This is a genomic window from Cellulomonas xiejunii (assembly GCF_024508315.1).
Classification (GTDB): Bacteria; Actinomycetota; Actinomycetes; order Actinomycetales; family Cellulomonadaceae; genus Cellulomonas; species Cellulomonas xiejunii.
This window is the reverse complement of sequence record NZ_CP101987.1, coordinates 1212900-1233679: the sequence shown is the minus strand read 5'-3', so window position 1 is coordinate 1233679 and position 20780 is coordinate 1212900. Positions and strand designations below refer to the sequence as shown.

General features: G+C 74.2%; 11 protein-coding genes. 6 read left to right on the top strand and 5 right to left on the bottom strand.

Features of this window, described 5'->3' with window-relative positions; translation table 11 throughout:
- Positions 1 to 14 precede the first annotated feature (14 nt).
- Positions 15 to 809, bottom strand: coding sequence for an electron transfer flavoprotein subunit beta/FixA family protein (locus NP048_RS05670; RefSeq protein WP_227577241.1), 795 nt, complete (start codon positions 807 to 809; stop codon positions 15 to 17).
- Between the two features lie 103 nt (positions 810 to 912).
- Between NP048_RS05670 and glgX the strand changes: the two genes are divergently transcribed.
- Both glgX and NP048_RS05660 read left to right on the top strand, forming a co-directional pair.
- Positions 913 to 3120 (top strand): glycogen debranching protein GlgX, encoded by a 2208-nt coding sequence (gene glgX / locus NP048_RS05665; RefSeq protein WP_227577240.1) that lies wholly within the window; start codon positions 913 to 915, stop codon positions 3118 to 3120.
- A 31-nt stretch (positions 3121 to 3151) separates the two neighbouring features.
- The gene (locus NP048_RS05660) at positions 3152 to 4807 is read left to right on the top strand and encodes an FAD-binding dehydrogenase (protein ID WP_227577239.1); all 1656 of its coding nucleotides are present in this window, start codon (positions 3152 to 3154) and stop codon (positions 4805 to 4807) included.
- A 170-nt stretch (positions 4808 to 4977) separates the two neighbouring features.
- On the opposite strand, the gene NP048_RS05655 is transcribed toward NP048_RS05660, so the two are convergent.
- Both NP048_RS05655 and glgP read right to left on the bottom strand, forming a co-directional pair.
- Complete coding sequence (locus NP048_RS05655; RefSeq protein WP_227577238.1) at positions 4978 to 6006, bottom strand: hypothetical protein; 1029 nt, start codon at positions 6004 to 6006, stop codon at positions 4978 to 4980.
- Between the two features lie 271 nt (positions 6007 to 6277).
- Entirely contained in the window at positions 6278 to 8848 is a 2571-nt protein-coding gene (glgP, locus tag NP048_RS05650) for an alpha-glucan family phosphorylase (protein WP_227577237.1), read from the bottom strand.
- Between the two features lie 237 nt (positions 8849 to 9085).
- Between glgP and NP048_RS05645 the strand changes: the two genes are divergently transcribed.
- Genes NP048_RS05645 through NP048_RS05635 form a run of 3 tightly spaced genes read left to right on the top strand, consistent with a single transcriptional unit; the run spans position 9086 to position 14537 of the window.
- The gene (locus NP048_RS05645; protein WP_372456819.1) at positions 9086 to 11278 is read left to right on the top strand and encodes an alpha-1,4-glucan--maltose-1-phosphate maltosyltransferase; all 2193 of its coding nucleotides are present in this window, start codon (positions 9086 to 9088) and stop codon (positions 11276 to 11278) included.
- Positions 11275 to 13224, top strand: a complete 1950-nt coding sequence (treS, locus tag NP048_RS05640; protein WP_227577236.1) for a maltose alpha-D-glucosyltransferase — start codon at positions 11275 to 11277, stop codon at positions 13222 to 13224. Before NP048_RS05645 ends, treS begins: the two co-directional genes overlap by 4 nt.
- Positions 13221 to 14537 carry a maltokinase N-terminal cap-like domain-containing protein gene (locus tag NP048_RS05635; protein WP_227577235.1) on the top strand — a complete coding sequence of 439 codons (1317 nt, stop codon included), beginning with the start codon at positions 13221 to 13223 and terminating at the stop codon, positions 14535 to 14537. The genes treS and NP048_RS05635 overlap by 4 nt, the downstream gene beginning before the upstream one ends.
- Here NP048_RS05635 and NP048_RS05630 read toward each other — a convergent pair.
- Both NP048_RS05630 and NP048_RS05625 read right to left on the bottom strand, forming a co-directional pair.
- Complete coding sequence (locus NP048_RS05630) at positions 14523 to 15773, bottom strand: ROK family transcriptional regulator (protein WP_227577234.1); 1251 nt, start codon at positions 15771 to 15773, stop codon at positions 14523 to 14525. The two genes, NP048_RS05635 and NP048_RS05630, sit on opposite strands and share 15 nt — an antisense overlap.
- Before the next feature lie 119 nt (positions 15774 to 15892).
- Positions 15893 to 18061, bottom strand: a complete 2169-nt coding sequence (locus NP048_RS05625) for an alpha-galactosidase (protein ID WP_227577233.1) — start codon at positions 18059 to 18061, stop codon at positions 15893 to 15895.
- A 226-nt stretch (positions 18062 to 18287) separates the two neighbouring features.
- Here NP048_RS05625 and NP048_RS05620 point away from each other — a divergent pair, with 226 nt between their 5' ends.
- Positions 18288 to 20753 carry a glycoside hydrolase family 2 protein gene (locus tag NP048_RS05620; RefSeq protein WP_256769451.1) on the top strand — a complete coding sequence of 822 codons (2466 nt, stop codon included), beginning with the start codon at positions 18288 to 18290 and terminating at the stop codon, positions 20751 to 20753.
- The last annotated feature ends 27 nt before the right edge of the window (positions 20754 to 20780 follow it).

Genomic DNA, 20780 nt, shown 5'->3' with positions numbered 1-20780 from the left:
GGTGGGGGCCGGCGTCAGACGAGCTTGCGCTCGACGAGCCAGGCGGCCAGCCGGGCGCCGGCGTCACCGGTGTCGGTGACCAGCACACGGTCCTCGCGCGGCGGGCGCGGAGCGGCCTCGAGCACGCGCGTGCGTGCCCCCGCGGCGCCGACCGTCGCGGGGTCGACACCGAGGTCCGCGAGCGTCCAGGTGGTGACCGGCTTCTTGCGGGCGGCCATGATGCCCTTGAAGTTGGGGTAGCGCGGCTCGTTGATCCCGTCGGTGACGGACACCAGGACCGGCAGGTCCGCGGTCAGCGTCTCCGTCGCGTGGTCGAGCCGGCGCGTGACCGTCGCGGTCCCGGCGACCGGGTCGACGGTGAGGCTCGACGCGAGCGGCAGCGCGGGCAGGTCGAGCAGCTCCGCGATCGCGGTCGGCAGCAGCGACGTCAGTCCGTCGAGGCCTGCCATCCCCGTGACGACCAGGTCGACCGGCGCGTCCTCGGACAGGCGGCGGACGGCCGCCGCCAGGACGGTCGCCGTGCCGATCGCGTCGGCACCGGCGATGTCGTCGTCGAGCACGTGGACGGCCTCGTCGGCGCCCATCTGCAGGCCCTTGCGAACCGCGTCGACGGCGTCGTCGGGCCCGACGGTCAGCACGACCACCTGCCCGTCGTGCTCCTCCGCGAGCGCCAGCGCGGCCTCGACGGCGTTCTCGTCGAGCTCGTTCAGGGTGCCGTCACCGCCGTCGCGCACGACGCGCCCGTCGGGACCGAGCTGCCGGTCGGACTGGATGTCGGGCACGAACTTCACACAGACGACGATCCTCACCCGCCGAACGTTACCGCCCGCACCCCCGGCCGCCGCCTCCCGTGTTCGCCTGGTGGAAACACCCGGGTCACGTCACGGGCCCAGGCCCTGGCACGATGGGCGGGTGACCGACACCACGAGGACCGGCCCTGAACGGGGCCCGCGACGCCTCGGCGTGCACGTCACCGACTCGGGCGTCGACGTCGCGGTGCTCGCCCCCCACGCGACAGCGGTCGAGCTGTGCCTGCTCGACGGGCCGGTGGACGCGCCCACCGAGCGACGGGTCCCGCTGTCCGGTCCGCAGCTCGGCATCTGGTCAGCGTCCGTCCCCGGGGTGCGTCCCGGGCAGCGCTACGGCCTGCGGGCGGACGGCCCCTGGGAGCCCGGGCAGGGGATGCGCTACAACCCCGCCAAGCTCCTGGTGGACCCGTACGCCCGGGGCCTGGTCGGGGAGCTGGCCTACAGCCCGCCGACCTACGGCCACGTCGTCGCCGACGACCTCGTGGGCAACCCGTACGGGCCGCGGGACGACCGCGACTCCGCGGGCCACGTCCCCCACGGCGTGGTCGTCGACACCCGCGCGCTGCCCGGTCCGGACCCCGCGGCCAACCGTCCCTGGACGCCGTGGGCCGACACCGTCGTCTACGAGGCGCACACCAAGGGCCTGACCCACCTGCACCCCGCGCTCCCGCCCGAGCTGCGGGGCACCTACGCCGGACTGGCGCACCCTGCCGTCGTCGACCACCTGCTGAGCCTGGGCGTCACGGCCCTCGAGCTGCTGCCGATCCACGCGTTCGCCTCCGAGCCGCACCTCGTCGCCAAGGGCCTCACCAACTACTGGGGCTACTCGACGCTCGGGTTCTTCGCACCGCACGCCGCGTACGCCACCGCCGCCGCGCGGGCAGCGGGACCGGCGGCGGTGCTCGCCGAGCTGCGCGCGACCGTGCACGCGCTGCACGAGGCGGGCCTGGAGGTCCTGCTCGACGTGGTCTACAACCACACCTGCGAGGGCGGGCTGGCAGGGCAGCACGTGTCGTGGCGCGGCCTCGACAGCGCGTACTACTACATGCACGACGGCTCCGTGCCGGCGACGCTGGTCGACGTGACGGGCACGGGCAACTCCCTCGACTTCCGCCGCACGGGTGTCGTGGCCATGACGCTGGACTCGCTGCGCTACTGGGCGGACGTGGTGGGGGTCGACGGTTTCCGCTTCGACCTCGCGGTCACGCTCGGCCGCAGCACCGACGGGTTCCGCCCGGACCACGCGACGCTCATCGGTGCAGCGACGGACCCGTCGCTCACGGGGCTCAAGCTCGTCGCCGAGCCGTGGGACGTGGGACCCGGCGGGTGGCGCACAGGGCAGTTCCCCGCACCGTTCGGGGAGTGGAACGACCGGTTCCGCAACGCGGTCCGCTCCTTCTGGCTCTCGGACCCGGGCCGTGCAGCGCACGGTCTGCCCGGTGACCGCGTGCGGGACCTGGCCACGCGCCTGGCGGGGTCCGCCGACCTGTTCGGCAGCGGCACCCCGCCGCTCACCCGCGGCCCTCGCGCGTCGATCAACTACGTCACGGCGCACGACGGCTTCACGCTGGCCGACCTCGTCGCCTACGAGCACAAGCACAACGCCGCCAACGGCGAGCAGAACCGTGACGGCTCCGACGACAACCGGTCGTGGAACCACGGTGTCGAGGGACCGGTACAGCGGGAGTCGCCGGCCGCCGCCATCGCTCCTCTGCGCCGCCGTTCGGTGCGCAACCTGTTCGCGACGCTCGTCCTGGCAGCGGGGACCCCGATGCTCACCGCGGGCGACGAGACAGGGCGATCGCAGGGCGGCAACAACAACGCGTACTGCCAGGACAACGAGATCTCCTGGGTGCGCTGGGACCTGTCACGGTGGCGCGAGGACCTCCTCGCGACCGCACGGCACCTCCTCGCCCTGCGGCGCGAGCACCCCGCCCTGCGGGCCGAGACGTTCTACTCCGGTGCCCCGCGCGTTCCCGGGGGACCGCCGGACCTCGGCTGGTACGGCGCCGACGGCGTGCCGTTCGACCACGGCCGCTGGCACGACGCCTCGATCCGCACCTTTCAGATGGTCCGCGTCGCTCCGGTACCCGCTGACGACCAGGTCCTGCTGGTCGTCAACGGCGCGCTCGACGCCGTCGCCGTGCGGCTCGCGGACGGCGACACGACGCCGTGGACGCTCGCGTGGGACTCGGTCTGGGAACACCCGGCGGAGGTGTCCACGGCCGCGATCTCAGGGGGTCTGCACCAGTCCGCCGGGTCGGTGACGACGGTGGAGCCGCTGAGCATGCGGGTGTACGTCCGCCCCTGACGCAGGACCTCCGGGCGGGTAGCGTGCGCGCATGACGCACACCCACGACGTCGTGGTGGTCGGTGCCGGGCTCGCGGGCCTGGCCACCACAGCCGAGCTGCTCGCGGCCGGCCGCAGGGTCCTGCTCCTGGACGCCGAGCCCCCCGCGAGTCTGGGCGGGCAGGCGTGGTGGTCGTTCGGAGGGCTGTTCCTCGTCGACTCGCCGGAGCAGCGCCGGCTCGGGGTGCGGGACAGCGCGGAGCTCGCCCTGGCCGACTGGCTCGGGTCGGCAGCGTTCGCCGACGACGGGTCCGACCGGTGGGGTCGCGCCTGGGCAGAGAGCTTCGTCGAGTTCGCCGCGGGTGACCTGAGGCAGTGGCTGCACCGTCAGGGTGTGCGCTGGTTCCCCCTCGTGCAGTGGGCCGAGCGCGGTGGCTACCTGGCGGACGGGCACGGCAACTCGGTGCCGCGGTTCCACGTCACGTGGGGTACCGGCCCCGGTCTCCTCGAGCCCTTCGTGCGCGCGTTGCTCGCCGGTCACCGCGACGGGCGCGTCGAGGTGCGGTTCCGGCACCGGGCCACCGCCCTGACGACGACCGACGGTCGCGTGACGGGGGTCCGCGGGGACGTGCTCGCCAGCGACGGCGTCGAGCGCGGTGCGCCGTCGTCGCGCGCGGTGGTGGGCGCGTTCGAGGTCGACGCCCCGGTGGTCGTCGTCGCCACGGGAGGCATCGGCGCGAACCACGAGCTGGTGCGCGCGACGTGGCCCACGTCCGCGGGGCGCCTGCCGGCCCGGATGCTGTCCGGTGTCCCCGACCACGTCGACGGCTCGGGGATCGAGGCCGCGCGGGCGGCCGGCGCGCACGTCGCGCACGTCGGGCGCATGTGGCACTACCCCGAGGGGATCGCGAACCACTCGCCGGTGTGGTCGTCGCACGGCATCCGGATCCTCCCGGGCCCCAGCGCGCTGTGGCTCGACGCCGACGGGCAGCGGCTGCCCGCGCCGCTGTTCCCGGGCTTCGACTCGCTGGGCGCGCTCCAGCACGTCACGTCCCGCGGCGACGACCACTCGTGGTTCGTGCTCGACCGCACGATCCTCGGCAAGGAGCTCGCGCTGTCCGGGTCGGAGCAGAACCCCGACCTCACGGGCCGGGACGTCGCCCTGCTGCTGCAGCGCGTGCGACGTGGGGCGGTCGGGCCCGTCGAGATGTTCGCGCAGCGCTCGCCGGAGTTCGTGGCCGCGGCCACGCCCGCCGAGCTGGCTGCCGGCATGAACGCGCTCACCGGCACGTCGCGCATCGACCCCGACGCCCTCGCCCGCACGATCGCGGCGCGCGACGCGCAGGTGGCGACGGGACTCGGCAAGGACCTGCAGGTCACGGCGACCGCCATGGCGCGTCGGTACGTCGTGGACCGTGCGATCCGCGTCGCCCCGCCGCACCGCCTGCTCGACCCCGCCCACGGCCCGCTGTACGCCGTGCGCCTGTCCGTCCTCACGCGCAAGACGCTCGGAGGCCTGGCCACCGACCTCGAGGGCCGCGTCCTGCGCCCCGACGGTGAGGTGCTGCCCGGGCTGTGGGCCGTCGGCGAGGCCTCCGGGTTCGGCGGCGGCGGCGTCCACGGCCACCGCGCCCTGGAGGGCACCTTCCTGGCAGGCTGCCTCCACACCGCCCGAACCACAGCCCGATCCCTCCCCACCCCCCACTAACCCCCCAACCCCCACCCGCCGAACTCCACGTTTGGCGGCTTCCGACCCGCCAGAAGCCGCCAAAGGGCGAGGTCGTCGGCGTGAAATCCCGGGATACGGACGGCTTCGCGACGGGGTCGCCCACGAGACGAGGGCTTCCGGACGGCCCGTCGCCAGGGGTTCGGACCGTGTCACCGCAGGTGGCGGCGGATGGTGCTCGGGACGACGTGCCTGGCCCTGATGTCCTCGGCCGTGAACCGCACGAGGACGGCGTCGGCGGCGGCGATGGCGTTCTGGCGGCGCCGGTCCTCGTACAACGCCGCCGGGGTGGAGTGCGGACCCGCGCCGTCCACCTCGGCGACGAGCAGCCGCCCGTCGCGCTGGATCCAGCCGAGGTCACCGCGGGCGACGACCCGCCCGGCACGGTCGCGCACGGGGACCTGGACGTCGTGCGGCGGGATCCCGGCGTCGACGCACTGCAGGCGGGCCCACGTCTCGAGGGGGGACTGCGCGCGCCCGTCGACGAGGTGCCACCACTCCGCGAGCCGAGCCGCCCCACGTCTGCCGCGCGCCCGCGCACGGACGCCCCCGAGGTCCCCGGCCAGGACGAGCCCGCGCTGCAGCGCCGAGTCCAGGACCGCGACGGCGTGGTCGCGGCCGAGCTCGCAGACGGCCTGCGCGAGCGCGAGCTCGGGCACCACGGCGCGCGCTCCCCCGACGACCACGACGTCCCCGGTGCCGAAGCACCGGGTCACGGACCCGGTGACGGGTTCACCACCGCGTGGACGCCGGCCGTCGGCTGAGGGCAGCGCCGCCTCGGGTCGGATCGTCGCCGGCAGCCCTTGGACACCATGCAGCGCGAGGGCGCAGCACCCGACCGCGACCGCACGCGAAGGGCCGAGCGCGAGCAGCGCTGTCCACGCTGCGCGTCGGCGCAGGTGGTCGAGGTCGCGTGGTGCGGTGGGAGCGCCCCCGCGGTCCGCTCCGGGCCGACCACCCGGCGCGGGCGCGGCGAACACGTGGGGACCGTGCCTGCGGACGACCGCCGGCGCCGCGTCATGCACGCCGCGCACGACGGGGACGAGCTCCCCGGCCCGTCCCAGTGCCGCACGGCGGTCGCGCGTCAGGCCCGCACGCTCGCACTGCGCGGTGGACAGCAGTCCCTCCTGACGTGCGGCTGTGTCGAGCAAGGGGTCGGGCACGGGCGTCGGTCGGCGCATCCGCCGACTCCACAGCACGGGCGGGTCACCCCGGCGCCACGCCGACCAACCGGTGGATCGCCCGCCGCCTCCGGCCCCTGTGGACGGCTCACCACCCCCACCCACCCCGACCCCACCCATCCCCCACGGCGGCTCCTCGTCCGCTACGCCGTGATCGCTGGCCGCGACCTGCCCCTTTGGCGGCTTCTGGACCGTCAGAAGCCGCCAAAGGACGAGTTCGTCGGAAGGGAAGGGGGTGGGGTGGGGTGGCGGGGCGGTCAGGAAGCCGTCGTCAGGAAGCCGTCGTCACCAGGCCCGCCGACGCCACGGACGTCAGTGCCTCGTGCCGCGGGACGACGCGGACCGTGTAGCCGAAGGTGCCGGTCGCGGTCAGGTCGACGTCCCCCGAGTACCGGTAGCGGTCGGCCTCGAGCGTGTCGTCCAGCGCCAGCGCCGTGACCGTGAACTCCTGGATCTCGTCGTCGGGCCCGACGGGTCCGTGAACCACCTGCACCTCGACGTCCGCGGGTTCGAGGTCGCCCAGGTCCACCCACGCCTGCACGTGGAGCCGGTCGCCGACCTGCGGCGACGTGCCCACGCCCGATGCGTCGACGTGGTCGACGACGACCTTGGGCCACGCGTCACGCACGCGAGCGCGCCAGTCCGCGAGCGCGACCGCCCGCGCCCGGTCGTCGGCCGCGAGCGCTGCCCCGGCGGCGGCGGCCGGCACGTAGAGGTGCGCGACGTAGTCGGCGACCATGCGCGTGGCCTGGACCTTCGGGCCCAGCGTCGCGAGGGTGTGACGCACCATCTCCAGCCACCGGCGGGGGACGTCGTGGTCGTCCCGGTCGTAGAACGTCGGCACGATCTGCTGCTCCAGCACGTCGTACAGCGCCCCGGCCTCGGCGTCGTCGCGGGCGTCGGGATCGTCCACACCGTCGGCGGTCGGGATGACCCAGCCGTTGTCGTCGTCGTGCCACTCGTGCCACCAGCCGTCCAGGACGGACAGGTTCAGCCCACCGTTGAGCGCGACCTTCATGCCCGACGTACCGCAGGCCTCGAGCGGTCGCAGCGGGTTGTTGAGCCAGACGTCGCACCCCGGATACAGCGTCGCGGCCATGCGCATGTCGTGGTCCGGCAGGAAGACGATGCGGTGGCGGACGTCGTGCCGGTCGGCGAACTCGACCAGCTCGGCGACGAGCCCCTTGCCCGGCTCGTCGGCGGGGTGGGCCTTGCCCGCGACGACGACCTGGACGGGCCGCAGCGGGTCGAGCAGGAGCGCTGCGAACCGCTCCGGGTCCGCGAGCATGAGGGTCAGCCGCTTGTACGTCGGCACACGGCGCGCGAAGCCGATGGTCAGCACGTCGGGCGACAACGCGTCGTCGACCCACCGCAGGTCGGCGGCCGGTGCGCCGCGCCGCAGCCACGACGCGCGCACCCGCCTGCGCACGTCCTCCACGAGGCGGGTGCGCAGACGCCGGCGCAGCTCCCACAGCTCGGCGTCGCCGACGGTGCCGCCGGTCTCCCAGCCGGCGCCGGTCGCCAGATCCTGCGCGGTCATGCGCCGCGCCGCCAGGGCCGTCACCTCGGGCGCGACCCACGTCGGCGCGTGCACGCCGTTCGTGATGGACCCGATCGGCACCTCCTGGGCGTCGAACCCGGGCCACAGGCCCGCGAACATCTCGCGCGAGACCCGTCCGTGCAGGCGGGACACGCCGTTGGCGCGCCCGGCGAGGCGCAGCCCCATGACCGCCATGTTGAAGAGCCGGGGGTCCCCGCCCGCGTGGTCCTCGACCCCCAGGGCGACGACATCGGCGACGGGGAGGGTGGCCTCCTCGTCGAACGCCCCGACGTACTGCTCGACGACCCGCCTCTCGAACCGGTCGATGCCGGCGGGGACGGGCGTGTGCGTCGTGAAGATCGTGGTCGCGCGGACGATCTCGAGCGCGGTGGCGTAGGACGCGCCGTCGGCGACGAGCTCGCGGACCCGCTCGACGCCGAGGAAGCCCGCGTGCCCCTCGTTGGTGTGGAAGACCTCGGGTGCGGCACCACCGGTGAGCCGCGCGTACGTACGCAGCGCCCGCACGCCGCCGACGCCCAGCAGCAGCTCCTGCTCCAGCCTGTGCGTGCCGGCGCCGCCGTAGAGGCGGTCCGTGACGGCCCGCCCGGCGTCGTCGTTGGCGGGCACGTCCGAGTCGAGGAGCAGCAGCGGGACCCGCCCGACCTGCGCCACCCAGACCTGCGCGGAGAGCACGCGGCCGGCGGGCAGCGCGAGCTCGACCCGCGCAGGTGACCCGTCGGCCTCCCGCAGCAACGACAGCGGCAGGGCGTCGGGGTCGAGCACGGGGTACGTCTCGGTCTGACGCCCCGAGCGGTCGAGCACCTGGCGGAAGTACCCGGCGCGGTACAGCAGACCGACGCCGACGACGGGCACGCCCAGGTCGGAGGCCGCCTTCAGGTGGTCACCGGCGAGCACGCCCAGACCGCCCGAGTACTGCGGGAGGGCCGCGGCGACACCGTACTCGGGCGAGAAGTACGCGACCGAGGCGGGCAACGTCGTCGCGGTCTGCTGCTGGTACCAGCGCGGCTGCTCGCAGTAGGCCCGGAGGTCCGCGGCGGCGGCGCGCACGCGCGCGACCTGGTCGGGGTCCGCCGCGAGCTCGTCGAGACGCTCGCGTTCCAGCGCGCCGAGGAACGCCACCGGGTCGCCGTCGACCTGCTCCCACACGGCGGGGTCGAGGTCCGCGAAGACGGCGCGGGTGCCGGGGTGCCACGCCCAGCGCAGGTTGTGCGCCAGCTCCTCGAGGCCGACGAGAGGTGCGGGGAGCACGGTGCGGACGGTGAACCGGCGGATCGCTCTCACGGGCGCAGACTACGCAGATCGGACGCATCTCACAGCCACCACGCCCCCGCGATCCGGACAATCGTCCTGATCTGCGGCAGGACGGGCCACGGCGGCCCGCGGCGCGCCGACCGACGCGCGGCCAGCGGATGCCACCACCCCTGCGGGCCGGATAGGTTCGGGACCGTGACGACTTCTCGCCGCTCTCGTCGCACGTCACCGGCCACCCCCCCGGGTCGCCCACGTGCGGACGTCCCCGTGCCCGCACCGGAGCAGCCGGACGCCGCCCCCGGCAGCCCTGCGGCACCCCCGGCACCCCCTGTCGCCGCGACAGCGCCCCCGGCTGCCGCCGCCGCGCGCGCGGCTGCCGCGGCCGCGCGCGCGGCCGACGACGCACCGGACGCACCCGCCACCGTGCGAGGGCGGGGCGCCGACGCCGACGTCCTCCCGGTCGGACGCATCCCCGTGCTCGACGTCTTCCCGGTCGCCGAGGAGGGGCGGTTCCCCGCCAAGGCTGTCGTCGGGGAGTCCGTGCCGATCCGGGCGACGGTGATCCGGGAGGGTCACGACGCCCTCGGCGCCACCGCGGTCCTGCTGCGACCGGACGGGTCGATGCACTCGTCGGCGCGCATGATCGACATCGCTCCTGGTCTCGACCGGTACGAGGCGCGGCTCGTCCCGGACACCGAGGGCGAGTGGTCGTTCCGCGTCGAGGGCTGGTCCGACCCCTACGGCACGTGGGCCCATGACGCGGCGATCAAGGTCGAGGCGGGGATCGACGTCGAGCTCATGCTCACCGAGGGCACGCTGGTGCTGGAGCGCGCGGTGCGGCGCACGGGCGACGACGCGATGCCCGAGCGGGACGCCCGCGTCCTGGTCGACGCGGTCGCCGCGCTGCGCGACACCTCGCGCCCGCCCCTGGCACGGCTGGCCGCGGCGCTGTCCTGGCAGGTCCGCCAGGTGCTGGCGCGGTGGCCGCTGCGCGACATGGTCACGGCGTCCCGCACGTACCCGCTGGTGGTGCACCGGAAGCTGGCGCTGTCCGGCTCCTGGTACGAGATGTTCCCGCGGTCGCACGGCGCGACGTTCGACGAGGCCACCCAGCGGTGGACGTCCGGGACCCTGCGGACGGCCGCGAACCAGCTCCCCCGCATCGCGGCGATGGGCTTCGACGTGGTCTACCTGACGCCGATCCACCCCATCGGCACGACGTACCGCAAGGGCCGCAACAACGCGCTGACGGCGCTGCCCGGGGACCCCGGCTCGCCGTACGCGATCGGCTCGCCGGACGGCGGGCACGACTCGATCGAGCCGTCGCTCGGCACGTTCGACGACTTCGACGCGTTCGTCGCGCGTGCCCGCTCGCTGGGGATGGAGGTCGCGCTGGACGTCGCCCTGCAGGCCTCGCCCGACCACCCCTGGGTCAAGGAGCACCCGGAGTGGTTCACGACGCGAGCCGACGGGTCCATCGCCTACGCGGAGAACCCGCCCAAGAAGTACCAGGACATCTACCCGCTGAACTTCGACAACGACCCCGAGGGCATCTACGCGGAGATCCGCCGTGTCCTGCAGGTGTGGATCGACCACGGCGTCACGGCGTTCCGCGTCGACAACCCGCACACGAAGCCGCTGTCGTTCTGGCAGCGACTGCTGGCCGACGTGCACGCGGCGCACCCCGAGATCATCTTCCTGTCCGAGGCGTTCACGCGTCCGGCGATGATGCTCACGCTCGCCAAGATCGGGTTCCACCAGTCGTACACGTACTTCACGTGGCGCAACACGAAGGCGGAGCTCGAGGAGTACCTCGCGCGGGTCGGCGGCGACGAGGCGCCGTGGCTGCGCCCGAGCTTCTGGCCGACGACCCACGACATCCTGCCGCCCTACCTGCAGCACGGTGGTGTCGCCGGGTTCGCCGTCCGCGCGGTGCTCGCGGCGACCGGCTCGCCGACCTGGGGCGTGTACTCCGGGTACGAGCTGGCGGAGAGCGTGCCGCGTCCGGGCGTCGAGGAGCAGATCGACAACGAGAAGTACGAGTTCCGGCCGCGGGACTGGTCCCGGGCGGACGACCTCGGCATCGCCCTGCTCATCGGTCGGCTCAACGAGATCCGGCGGGCGCACCCTGCGCTGCAGCAGCTGCAGAACGTCCGGGTCCACCCGACCACGGACGACGCGCTCGTCTGCTTCTCGCGCCACCTGGACGCGGCGCACTCCCCGACCGGTCGACCGGACACGGTCGTGGTCGTCGTCAACATCGACCCCCACGGGGTGCGCGAGGGCAGCGTGCACCTCGACCTGTCGACGTTCGGCCTGCCGGTGGATCGTGCGGTCGTCGCGCACGACGTGCTGTCGGGCGAGTCCTACACGTGGTCCGACGAGGTCTACGTGCGCCTCGACCCGATGGTCCACGTCGCGCACGTCGTCTACCTCGAGCACACGCCCGGGGCACGATGAGGCGGCCCTTCCCGCCTGCGGGGGACGACTCCTCCGCGGCGGACGACGTCCGCGCGCCGCGCACGCCCGCGCTGGGCACGCCGGCGGCCGAGCCGCTTCCGGGGACCCCACCGCCGGGCTCGTTGCCATCGCCGGACGCGGTACCGGGGGCGCCCGCTGTCGCGCCCGCGCGGGTCGGCGCGTCGGCGGTGCCGGTCACGGGCACGCACCGCGAGCCGCCGCCGACGACCGCGTCGATCTCGCTGCACGGCCTGCCCGGGCGTCGTCAGCCCGACGTGCCGTCCCCGCCGGTGTCGGGCGGCCGGGACGCCAACCCCGAGTGGTACCGCACGGCCGTGTTCTACGAGGTGATGCTCCGGACGTTCGCGGACTCCAGCGGCAACGGCAGCGGCGACCTCCCGGGTCTCATCCAGCGGCTCGACTACCTCCAGTGGCTGGGCGTGGACTGCCTGTGGCTGCCACCGTTCTACCCCTCGCCGCTGCGCGACGGCGGGTATGACGTGTCCGACTACACGGCCGTCGCGCCGCAGTACGGCACGCTCGACGACTTCCGCACGCTGGTCACCGAGTGCCACCGCCGGGGCATGCGCATCGTCGTGGACCTCGTGATGAACCACACGAGCGACCAGCACCCGTGGTTCCAGGCGTCACGCTCGGACCCCGACGGCCCGTACGGCGACTTCTACGTGTGGAGCGACGACAACACGCGCTACCAGGACGCGCGCATCATCTTCGTCGACACCGAGACGTCGAACTGGACGTTCGACCCCGTGCGGCGCCAGTACTTCTGGCACCGGTTCTTCAGCCACCAGCCGGACCTGAACTTCGAGAACCCACGCGTCGTCGACGCGATGCTCGACGTCGCCCGGTTCTGGCTGCATCTCGGCGTCGACGGGTTCCGGCTGGATGCCGTGCCCTACCTGTTCGAGGCCGAGGGCACCAACTGCGAGAACCTGCCGGAGACCCACGAGTTCCTGCGCAAGGTGCGGCGGGTGATCGACGACGAGTTCCCGGGTCGGATCATGCTGGCCGAGGCGAACCAGTGGCCCGAGGACGTCGTGCACTACTTCGGCACGGACGACGAGCCCGAGTGCCACATGTGCTTCCACTTCCCGGTGATGCCGCGCATCTACTACGCGCTGCGGGACCAGCGCGCGACGCAGATCGTCGACATCCTCGCGGACACGCCGCCCATCCCGGCGAGCGGGCAGTGGAGCACGTTCCTGCGCAACCACGACGAGCTGACCCTCGAGATGGTGTCGACGGAGGAGCGCGCGTCGATGTACGGCTGGTACGCACCCGACTCCCGGATGCGCGCCAACGTCGGCATCCGTCGGCGGCTCGCCCCGCTGCTCGACAACTCGCGCAAGGAGATCGAGCTCGCGCACGCGCTGCTCCTGTCGCTGCCGGGCAGCCCCTGCCTGTACTACGGCGACGAGATCGGCATGGGCGACAACATCTGGCTCTCCGACCGCGACGCGGTGCGCACGCCGATGCAGTGGACGCCCGACCGTAACGCGGGGTTCTCGACCGCCGACCCCGGCAAGCTGTACCTGCCGCTCGTGCAGTCGCTGGTGTACCACTACGGCAACGTCAACGTGGAGTCCCAGCTGGCTCAGCCGACGTCGCTGCTGCACTGGGTCCACGGCATGCTCGCGGTCCGCCGTCAGCACCCCGCGCTGGGTCTGGGCGAGTTCGAGGTCGTGCCGTGCGACAACGAGTCGGTCCTGACGTTCCTGCGTCGCACCGCGGACGAGACGATCCTGGTCGTCGCGAACCTCGCGGCGACGGCGCGTGCGGCGACGATCACACTGTCCGGGCGTGCGGGCTGGGCGACGCACGACGTGTTCGGCGGCGCGCACTTCCCCGACGTCCGACAGGACGGGACCATGACGTTCACCCTCGGTTCGCGCGAGTTCTACTGGTTGGAGCTGACAGGCCCGTGACCCTCGAGGCGGTGACACCGGACGGCCTCGACCACGAGGTGGTGGCGTTGCTGGGCACGTGGCTGCCGCAGCGGCGCTGGTACCCGGCCAAGGGGACGGATGCCGAGCTGACGCCCGTCGGGACGCTGCACCTCGCGGACGACGTGCGCGTGCTGCTGGTGCGCGCACGGGCCGGTGACGTGGACGTCGTGCTGCAGGTGCCCGTGGCGCTGGTCGTCGGCGCGCCCCCCGAGGGTACGGATCCCGGGCTCGTCGTCGGCACTGCCGGGGACCGCACCGTGCTGGACGCCGCCGGTGACGCGCGCTTCCTGGCAGCGTGGCTCGCGGCCGCGGACGGGCCGGGGGCCAGCGTCGACGTGACGGCGGCCCGTGTCGTGACAGGCGAGCAGTCCAACACGTCGGTGATCCTGCCGGGCCCGGACGGAGTCCCGACAGGCATCCTCAAGGTGCTGCGGACGCTCGCCGGTGGCGAGAACCCCGACATCGACGTGCCCCGCCGTCTGGTCGAGGTGGGCTGGGACGGTGTCCCTGCGCCCCTGGCGTGGACGCAGGCCGGCTGGACGTCGCCCCAGGGAGACGCGGAGGTCGGCTACCTCGGAGTTCTCAGCGCCTTCGTCCCCGGGGCGCAGGACGGCTTCGAGCTGGCCTGCGAGTGGGCCGGCGCGGGACGCGCGTTCCGGGAGCCGGCGACGGAGCTGGGCGTCACCGTCGCCGGCATGCACGACGCGCTGGTGCGGTCGTTCGGGGTGGGGTCGTCGATGGACGGAGCCGCTGCGCTGGCCAGTGCCCTGCGCGACCGGCTGGCGTGGGCGACCACGGCCGTACCGCCCCTCGCCGGGGTCGCCGACGCCGTGCGCGCGGTCGCCGACGACGTCGCCCGGCTCGCGACGACGCCGCCGCGGCAGCGTGTCCACGGCGACCTCCACCTCGGTCAGGTGCTGCGCTCGGAGGGCCGCTGGTTCGTCATCGACTTCGAGGGTGAGCCGTTGGCGCCGCTGGCGGCGCGGGTCCGCCCGGACCTCGCGCTCCGGGACGTCGCCGGGCTCCTGCGCTCGTTCGACTACGCGGCGGCGGTCGGTGGACTCACGGGCGACGCCGCCGCGGCCTGGACCGCCGACGCGCGTGCGGGCCTGCTCGCCGGGTACGGCGTCGTGGACGACCCCACGAGCTCGCTGCTGCTGCGCGCCCTGGAGCTCGACAAGACGCTGTACGAGGCGGTGTACGAGGCGCGGAACCGGCCCGCGTGGACCGCGATCCCCCAGGCGGGCCTGGAGCGGCTCCTGGGGCCGGTGCGGACGTCAGGCGACGCCTGAGCCTGCCGGCAGCTCGGTCAGCGTGTCGACGACCATCCGGAGCCCGGCCTGGCGCGGCGCGAGCTCGGTCTGCAGGACGAGCGCGGCGCCCCCGACGGCCGCGGCCTCGGACGCGTGCGACGAGATCATGACCCGGACGTCGTGGGTCCCGCGCGCGAAGAACCCTCCGTCCAGCCGCTCCTGGACGACCGGGAGGTAGAGCGACCCGGCGTGCGCGAACGACGCCCCTGTGAGCACCACGAGGTCGAGGTCGAGGACGTTGGCCAGGACCTGGGCTGCGGCTGCGACGTACCGCGCGGAGTCCGCGAGCAGCCGCACCGGCTCCGGCTCACCGCGCGCCGCGGCCCGGGCGAGCGCGGCGAAGTCCTCGGACACGCCGCGGCCGGGCAGCGTGACACCGGCCTCCGTCGCGCGCGCGACGACGGCGCCGGGGCCGGCGACCGCCTCGATGCACCCACGGCTGCCGCACCAGCAGGCCGGCCCGTCGACGTCGACGCAGACGTGCCCGATCTCGCCCGCGTTGGACGACCTGCCGCGGTAGACGGTGCCGTCGACGAGGATCCCGGCGCCGATCCCGGTGCCCATGTACAGCGCCGCGCAGACGGCTCCGGTGGGCACGCCGCCCGACCAGTACTCGCCGAGCGCGGCGGCGGTCGCGTCGTTGTCGAGCAGCACGGGGAGCCCGACGGCGTCCTCGATGGCCACGGCGAGCGGGAAGTCGGCCCAGTGCTGCATGACGGGCGGCGCGAGCGTCATGCCGGTGGCCGTCGACAGCGGGCCGGGCGAGACGACCCCGACACCGAGGAGCCGTGCGGGGTCGATCCCGACGCGTGCGACGGTCGCGGCGATCTCGTCGGCGATCCGCGCGACGACGTCCCGCGGGTCGTCGGCACCGGTCCCGGGGCGCCGCCAGCGTGCGACGACGTGCCCGCCGAGGTTGGCGATCACGTAGGTGATGCCCGCGTGGTCGAGGTGCACGCCGACCGCGTACCGCGCCGCGGGGTCGAGCTGCAGCAGCATCCGGGGCTTGCCGCCGGTGGACTCGGCCCGGCCCGCCTCGACGACGAGGCCCTCGTCGATGAGCCGTCGCACGACGGTCGAGATGGTGGCGGCAGTCAGCCCGGTGGCGTGCGTGAGCTCGACGCGGCTGATGGTGCCGGCGGCGCGGATGACGTCGAGGATCGCGCTGCGGCTGCTCGTGTGCCCCGCGCGGGGCCCGTGCGTCCTTGCGTCCACCCGTACTCCCCTCGACGCCTCTGGCCTCGACGCGCTCGCCTCGCGAGCCTAACGACGGACCGCTGACACCCGCAGCCGGCACGCCCAGGTCTGCGCCCCGACGGGCATCGAGCGACGTGTCACTCCACCCGCGTCACGCGCAGCAGGACGAGCCGCTCGGGCGACAGCTGCGGCGCCCGCACGCCGATCTGCTCGAGCACGCGGCCGGTGGCCCGCACGCCGCCCGGTCCCCACCACGGCGCGGCCCGCCCGTGCGTGACGACGTCGCCCGGTGCCTGCGGTCGCACGTGGTACGTCGCGTCCGGGTCCAGCCCCGGCAGCGGGACGACGTCCGCAGGCAGCTGCGCCGACGACGCGACGGCGGCGATGGCGAACAGCGCGTCGCTGCGGTCCTGCGCGACGACGCCATGCACCTCGTACGCCGGGTCGGCCACGTCCGCGTGCACGCTCACGCCGGTGTGCAGCAGGCCGCGCACGTCCTTGTACAGCGCGACCCAGGCCGCGAGCTCAGCACGCTGGGCGTCGTCCGCCTCGCGCAGGTCCCACTCGATCCCGAGGTGACCGAACAGTGCCGTGCCGGCCCGGAAGCCCAGGCTCGCGGAGCGCCCGGTGCTGTGCGCGGTCCCCGAGCCGATGTGCGCGCCGATGAGCTCGAGCGGGATGAGCAGGTTGGTCCACGGCTGGATGGACCGCCGCTCGAGCGCGTCGATGCAGTCCGACGCCCAGACGCGATCCGTCCGCTGCAGGATCTCCAGGTCGACCCGCGACCCGCCCGAGGAGCACGACTCGATCTCGACGCGGGGGTGCCGGGCGCGCAGCTCGTCGAGCAGGCGGTAGACGGCGAGCGTCTGGCCGTGCACGCCGGGGACGCCGTGCGGGCCGTGCCCGGCGTCGACGAGGTCACGGTTGTGGTCCCACTTGAGGTAGGCGATGTCGTGCTCGGTGAGCAGCGCGTCGAGCTGCCCGAGGATGTGGGCGTACGCCTCGGGGCGGGCGAGGTCGAGCACCTGCTGCTGCCGCGCCGGTCGCGGGAGCCGGTCGGGCAGCCGCAGCATCCAGTCGGGGTGGGCGCGGGCGAGGTCCGAGTCTGGGTTGACCATCTCGGGCTCGACCCACAGCCCGAACTGCATCCCGAGGCCGGTCACGTGCTCGATCAGGGGGTGCAGACCATCGGGCCACACCTCCTCGGACACGACCCAGTCCCCCAGCCCGCTCGAGTCGTCCCGGCGCGACCCGAACCAGCCGTCGTCGAGGACGAAGCGCTCGGCCCCGACCTCGGCGGCGGCGTCCGCGAGCTCCACGAGCCGCCCCAGCTCGTGCTGGAAGTAGACGGCCTCCCAGGTGTTCAGGGTCACGGGGCGCGGCGTGCGGGGGTGCTGCGGACGCGCGCGCATCCAGGCGTGGAAGCGGTCCGCGAGCGCGTCCAGGCCCCGCGCGCCGTAGGAGCCGTAGACCCACGGGCTCGTGTACGACTCCCCCGTGCCGAGCCGCACCTCCCCGGGTTCGAGCAGCTCACCGCCACCGAGCAGGCCCGGGTGGTAGTGGTTGCGCTCGGCGAGGCTGCGGTGGTTTCCGGACCAGGCGACGTGAAAGCCCCACGCCTCGCCGCGACGGTGCGCGAGGTCCTCGGTCCCCGCGACGAGGACGTACGGCGTGTCGTAGCCGGTGCGGCCGCGGCGGTTCTCGCGCAGGCGGGTCCCGTGCGTGAACGCGGTCCGCAGGGGGCTGCGCTCGCGCGCCCAGTGCCCTCCGAGGTCGAGGAGGGTCGCGGCGCGCGCGGGCACGGGCAGCGTGAGGAGCAGCCCGGCGAGCTCGTAGCCGTCGTCCCCGGTGTTCGTGAGCGTGGCGCGCTGACGCACGAGGCCCTGCGTCGTCAGCTCCAGGACGAGCTCGAGCGCGAGCCCCGCGGCGGCGTCGGTGGCCGGCACGACGAGGACGGCACCGCCGTCCTCGGACCGCGTGAGCACCGGCGTGCCGGGGACGAGGGCCGCCGACCAGGCACGCCCGCCACGGGACCCGGTCAGGCCCGGCGTGCCGAGCCAGCCGTCCGCCTGCGCGGGAAGGACGGACGGCACGACCTCGCCGTCGACGGGGAAGCCCATGTGCGCGGGGCGCCCGGCCAGCAGCAGGTCCGCGAGCGCGGCGTCGTCCAGCGCACCGAGGTCGGAGCCCCAGTGCAGCACGCGGGGCAGGCCGGTGAGGTCGAGGACGAGGCTGACCCCCGCGGCACGCAGGTGCAGCAGGTCGCTCGTCACGGGCGTCGTCTCGTCGTCGGGACGCTGGGGCACCGGTCACCTCCATGTGATGGTGGCGCACAGCCTAAGCGTTGACTTACTTCATTCAGTCGCTTAACAATGTGCCTGCTCCCCAGGTCACCGGGGACCCTCGCGCGACGACGCGACGTGGGAGCCGCAGACCCGGGAGCTCTATGCACATGAACCACGACGTCCTCGACGACCGCTGGACGCTGACGGCCGCCCCCAGACCCTCCCGCCCCACCTGCCGGCCGCCCTCGTGGCGCACCTGCGCACCGGCGTGCCCGCCCACGTTCCCGGCACGACGCACACGGACCTGCTCGCGGCCGGCCTGATCCCCGACCCCTACCTGGACGGCAACGAGGAGCTCCTCGGCTGGATGAAGCGCGTCGACTGGGCGTACGAGCGCCCGCTCGCCATCCCGCCCGCGGCACCCGGTGAGCGCGTGGACCTCGTCCTGCAGGGTGTCGACACGGTGGCCACCGTGCGCCTCGACGGCACCGTCCTCGCCCGCACCGCCAACCAGCACCGGACCCACCGCGTCGACCTGCGCGGCGACCTCCGCCCGGGTCAGCAGGTCCTCCGCGTCGAGCTCGCGTCCGCACTCACGCACGCCGAGGCGGAGGCCGCCCGCCTCGGGCCACGCCCGCTGGCGTACCCGCAGCCGTTCAACATGGTCCGCAAGATGGCGTGCTCCTTCGGCTGGGACTGGGGACCCGACCTGCAGACCGCCGGCCTGTGGCGGCCCGTCGTCGTCGAGCGGTGGTCCGTGGCCCGTCTCGCGTCGGTCCGCCCGCTCGTGTCGGTGCTGCCCGACGGGACCGGCGTGGTGCAGGTCGTCGTCGACGTCGAGCGGTCCGGCCTCGCGGGCGGCGACGTGCCGCTCGTCGTGACGGCCCGCGTCGCGGGCGTCGACACCGTCGCCGAGGTGCACGCCGGAGCGACGTCGGCCACGGCACGGCTGGAGGTGGCACACGCGCCCCTGTGGTGGCCTGTCGGCCACGGCGCTCAACCGCTGCACGAGCTCGTGGTGGAGCTGCGCGCCGCCGACCCCGCCGCACCCGCGGGACCGCGCGGCACCGGGCCCGTGCTCGGCTCGTGGGCACGCCGCATCGGCTTCCGGACGGTCGAGCTCGACACGGCGCCCGACGACCACGGTGCGGCGTTCACCCTGCGGGTCAACGGACGTTCGGTGTTCGTGCGCGGCGCCAACTGGATCCCCGACGACCACCTGCTGACACGCATCACGCGCGAGCGCCTCGCCGCCCGCCTCGACCAGGCACTCGGTGCGCACCTCAACCTCCTGCGCGTGTGGGGTGGCGGCATCTACGAGTCCGAGGACTTCTACGACCTGTGCGACGAGCGCGGGCTCCTGGTCTGGCAGGACTTCCTCCTCGCGTGCGCCGCCTACCCCGAGGAGGAGCCGCTGCGCTCGGAGATCGAGGCGGAGGCACGCGAGCACGTGGCCCGCCTCACGCCGCACCCCTCGCTCGTGCTGTGGAACGGCGGTAACGAGAACCTCTGGGGGTTCCTCGACTGGGGATGGCAGGAGGAGCTCGAGGGCCGCACGTGGGGCCACGCGTACGCGACGCAGATCCTCCCGGCCGTCGTCGCCGAGCTGGACCCGACACGCCCCTACGTCGCCAACAGCCCCGCGTCGCCCGGTCACGACCTCCACGACGTGCACCCCAACGACCTCGACCACGGCTCGCACCACCAGTGGGACGTGTGGAACCGCGTCGACTACAGCACGTACCGCGACGAGGTCCCGCGGTTCTGCTCCGAGTTCGGCTTCCAGGGTCCACCGACGTGGGCGACCCTGCGCCGCGCGGTGCGGGCGGAGGACGGGTCGGTCGCCGGCAAGGAGCACCCGACCTTCCTGCTGCACCAGAAGGCGGCCGACGGCAACGCCAAGCTCGACCGCGGCATGGCGCCGCACCTGGGCGTCCCGGCCGACTTCACCGACTGGCACTGGGCCGGACAGCTGAACCAGGCGCGGGCCGTGCGGTTCGCGATCGAGCACTACCGGTCGTGGTGGCCGACGACCGCCGGGGCGATCGTCTGGCAGCTCAACGACTGCTGGCCCGTGACCTCGTGGGCCGCCGTCGACGGCGACGGCCGTCCCAAGCCGCTGTGGTGGGCGATGCGCGCCGCCTTCGCGGACCGCCTCGTCACGGTCCAGCCCCGCGACGGCCGCGAGTCGCTCGTCGTGGTCAACGACACGCCCGTGCTGTGGAAGGCCACGGCGGTCCTGGAACGGCAGACCCTCGAGGGTCAGGTCCTGGCCCGCACCGAGCTGCCCCTCACGGTCGGCGCGTGGTCGGCCGGCACCTTCGCGATCGCCGCCGCGCTGCGCACCCCCGACGACCCGACGCACGAGGTCCTGCTGGTCACCCTCGACCGGAGCCGCGCGGTGCACACGTGGGTCGAGGACGTCGACCTCGCGCTCGCCCCGGCGCCGGTCCGCACCCGTGTCCACCCGGTGCCGGACGGGTACGAGGTCCAGGTCACCGCCGCCTCCCTCGTGCGGGACCTCACCCTCCTGGTCGACAGGCTCGACCCGGACGCGAGCGTCGACGAGGCGCTCGTGACCCTGCCCGCGGGAGCCTCCACGACGTTCCGGGTCCGCACCTCCGCGGTCCTCGACCCCGCGGATCTCGTCGCCGCACCCGTGATGCGCAGCGCGAACGACCTCGTCGCGACCACCCAACCGTCGGGGGCGTGAGCCGTCCGCGCGCGCCCGACGCTTCCG

Bases quoted from the DNA above. Each gene is read 5' to 3' on its own strand.
- NP048_RS05660 (WP_227577239.1), top strand. From the start codon at position 3,152: ATGACGCACACCCACGACGTCGTGGTGGTCGGTGCCGGGCTCGCGGGC.
- NP048_RS05655 (WP_227577238.1), bottom strand. From the start codon at position 6,006: ATGCGCCGACCGACGCCCGTGCCCGACCCCTTGCTCGACACAGCCGCA.
- treS (WP_227577236.1), top strand. From the start codon at position 11,275: ATGAGGCGGCCCTTCCCGCCTGCGGGGGACGACTCCTCCGCGGCGGAC.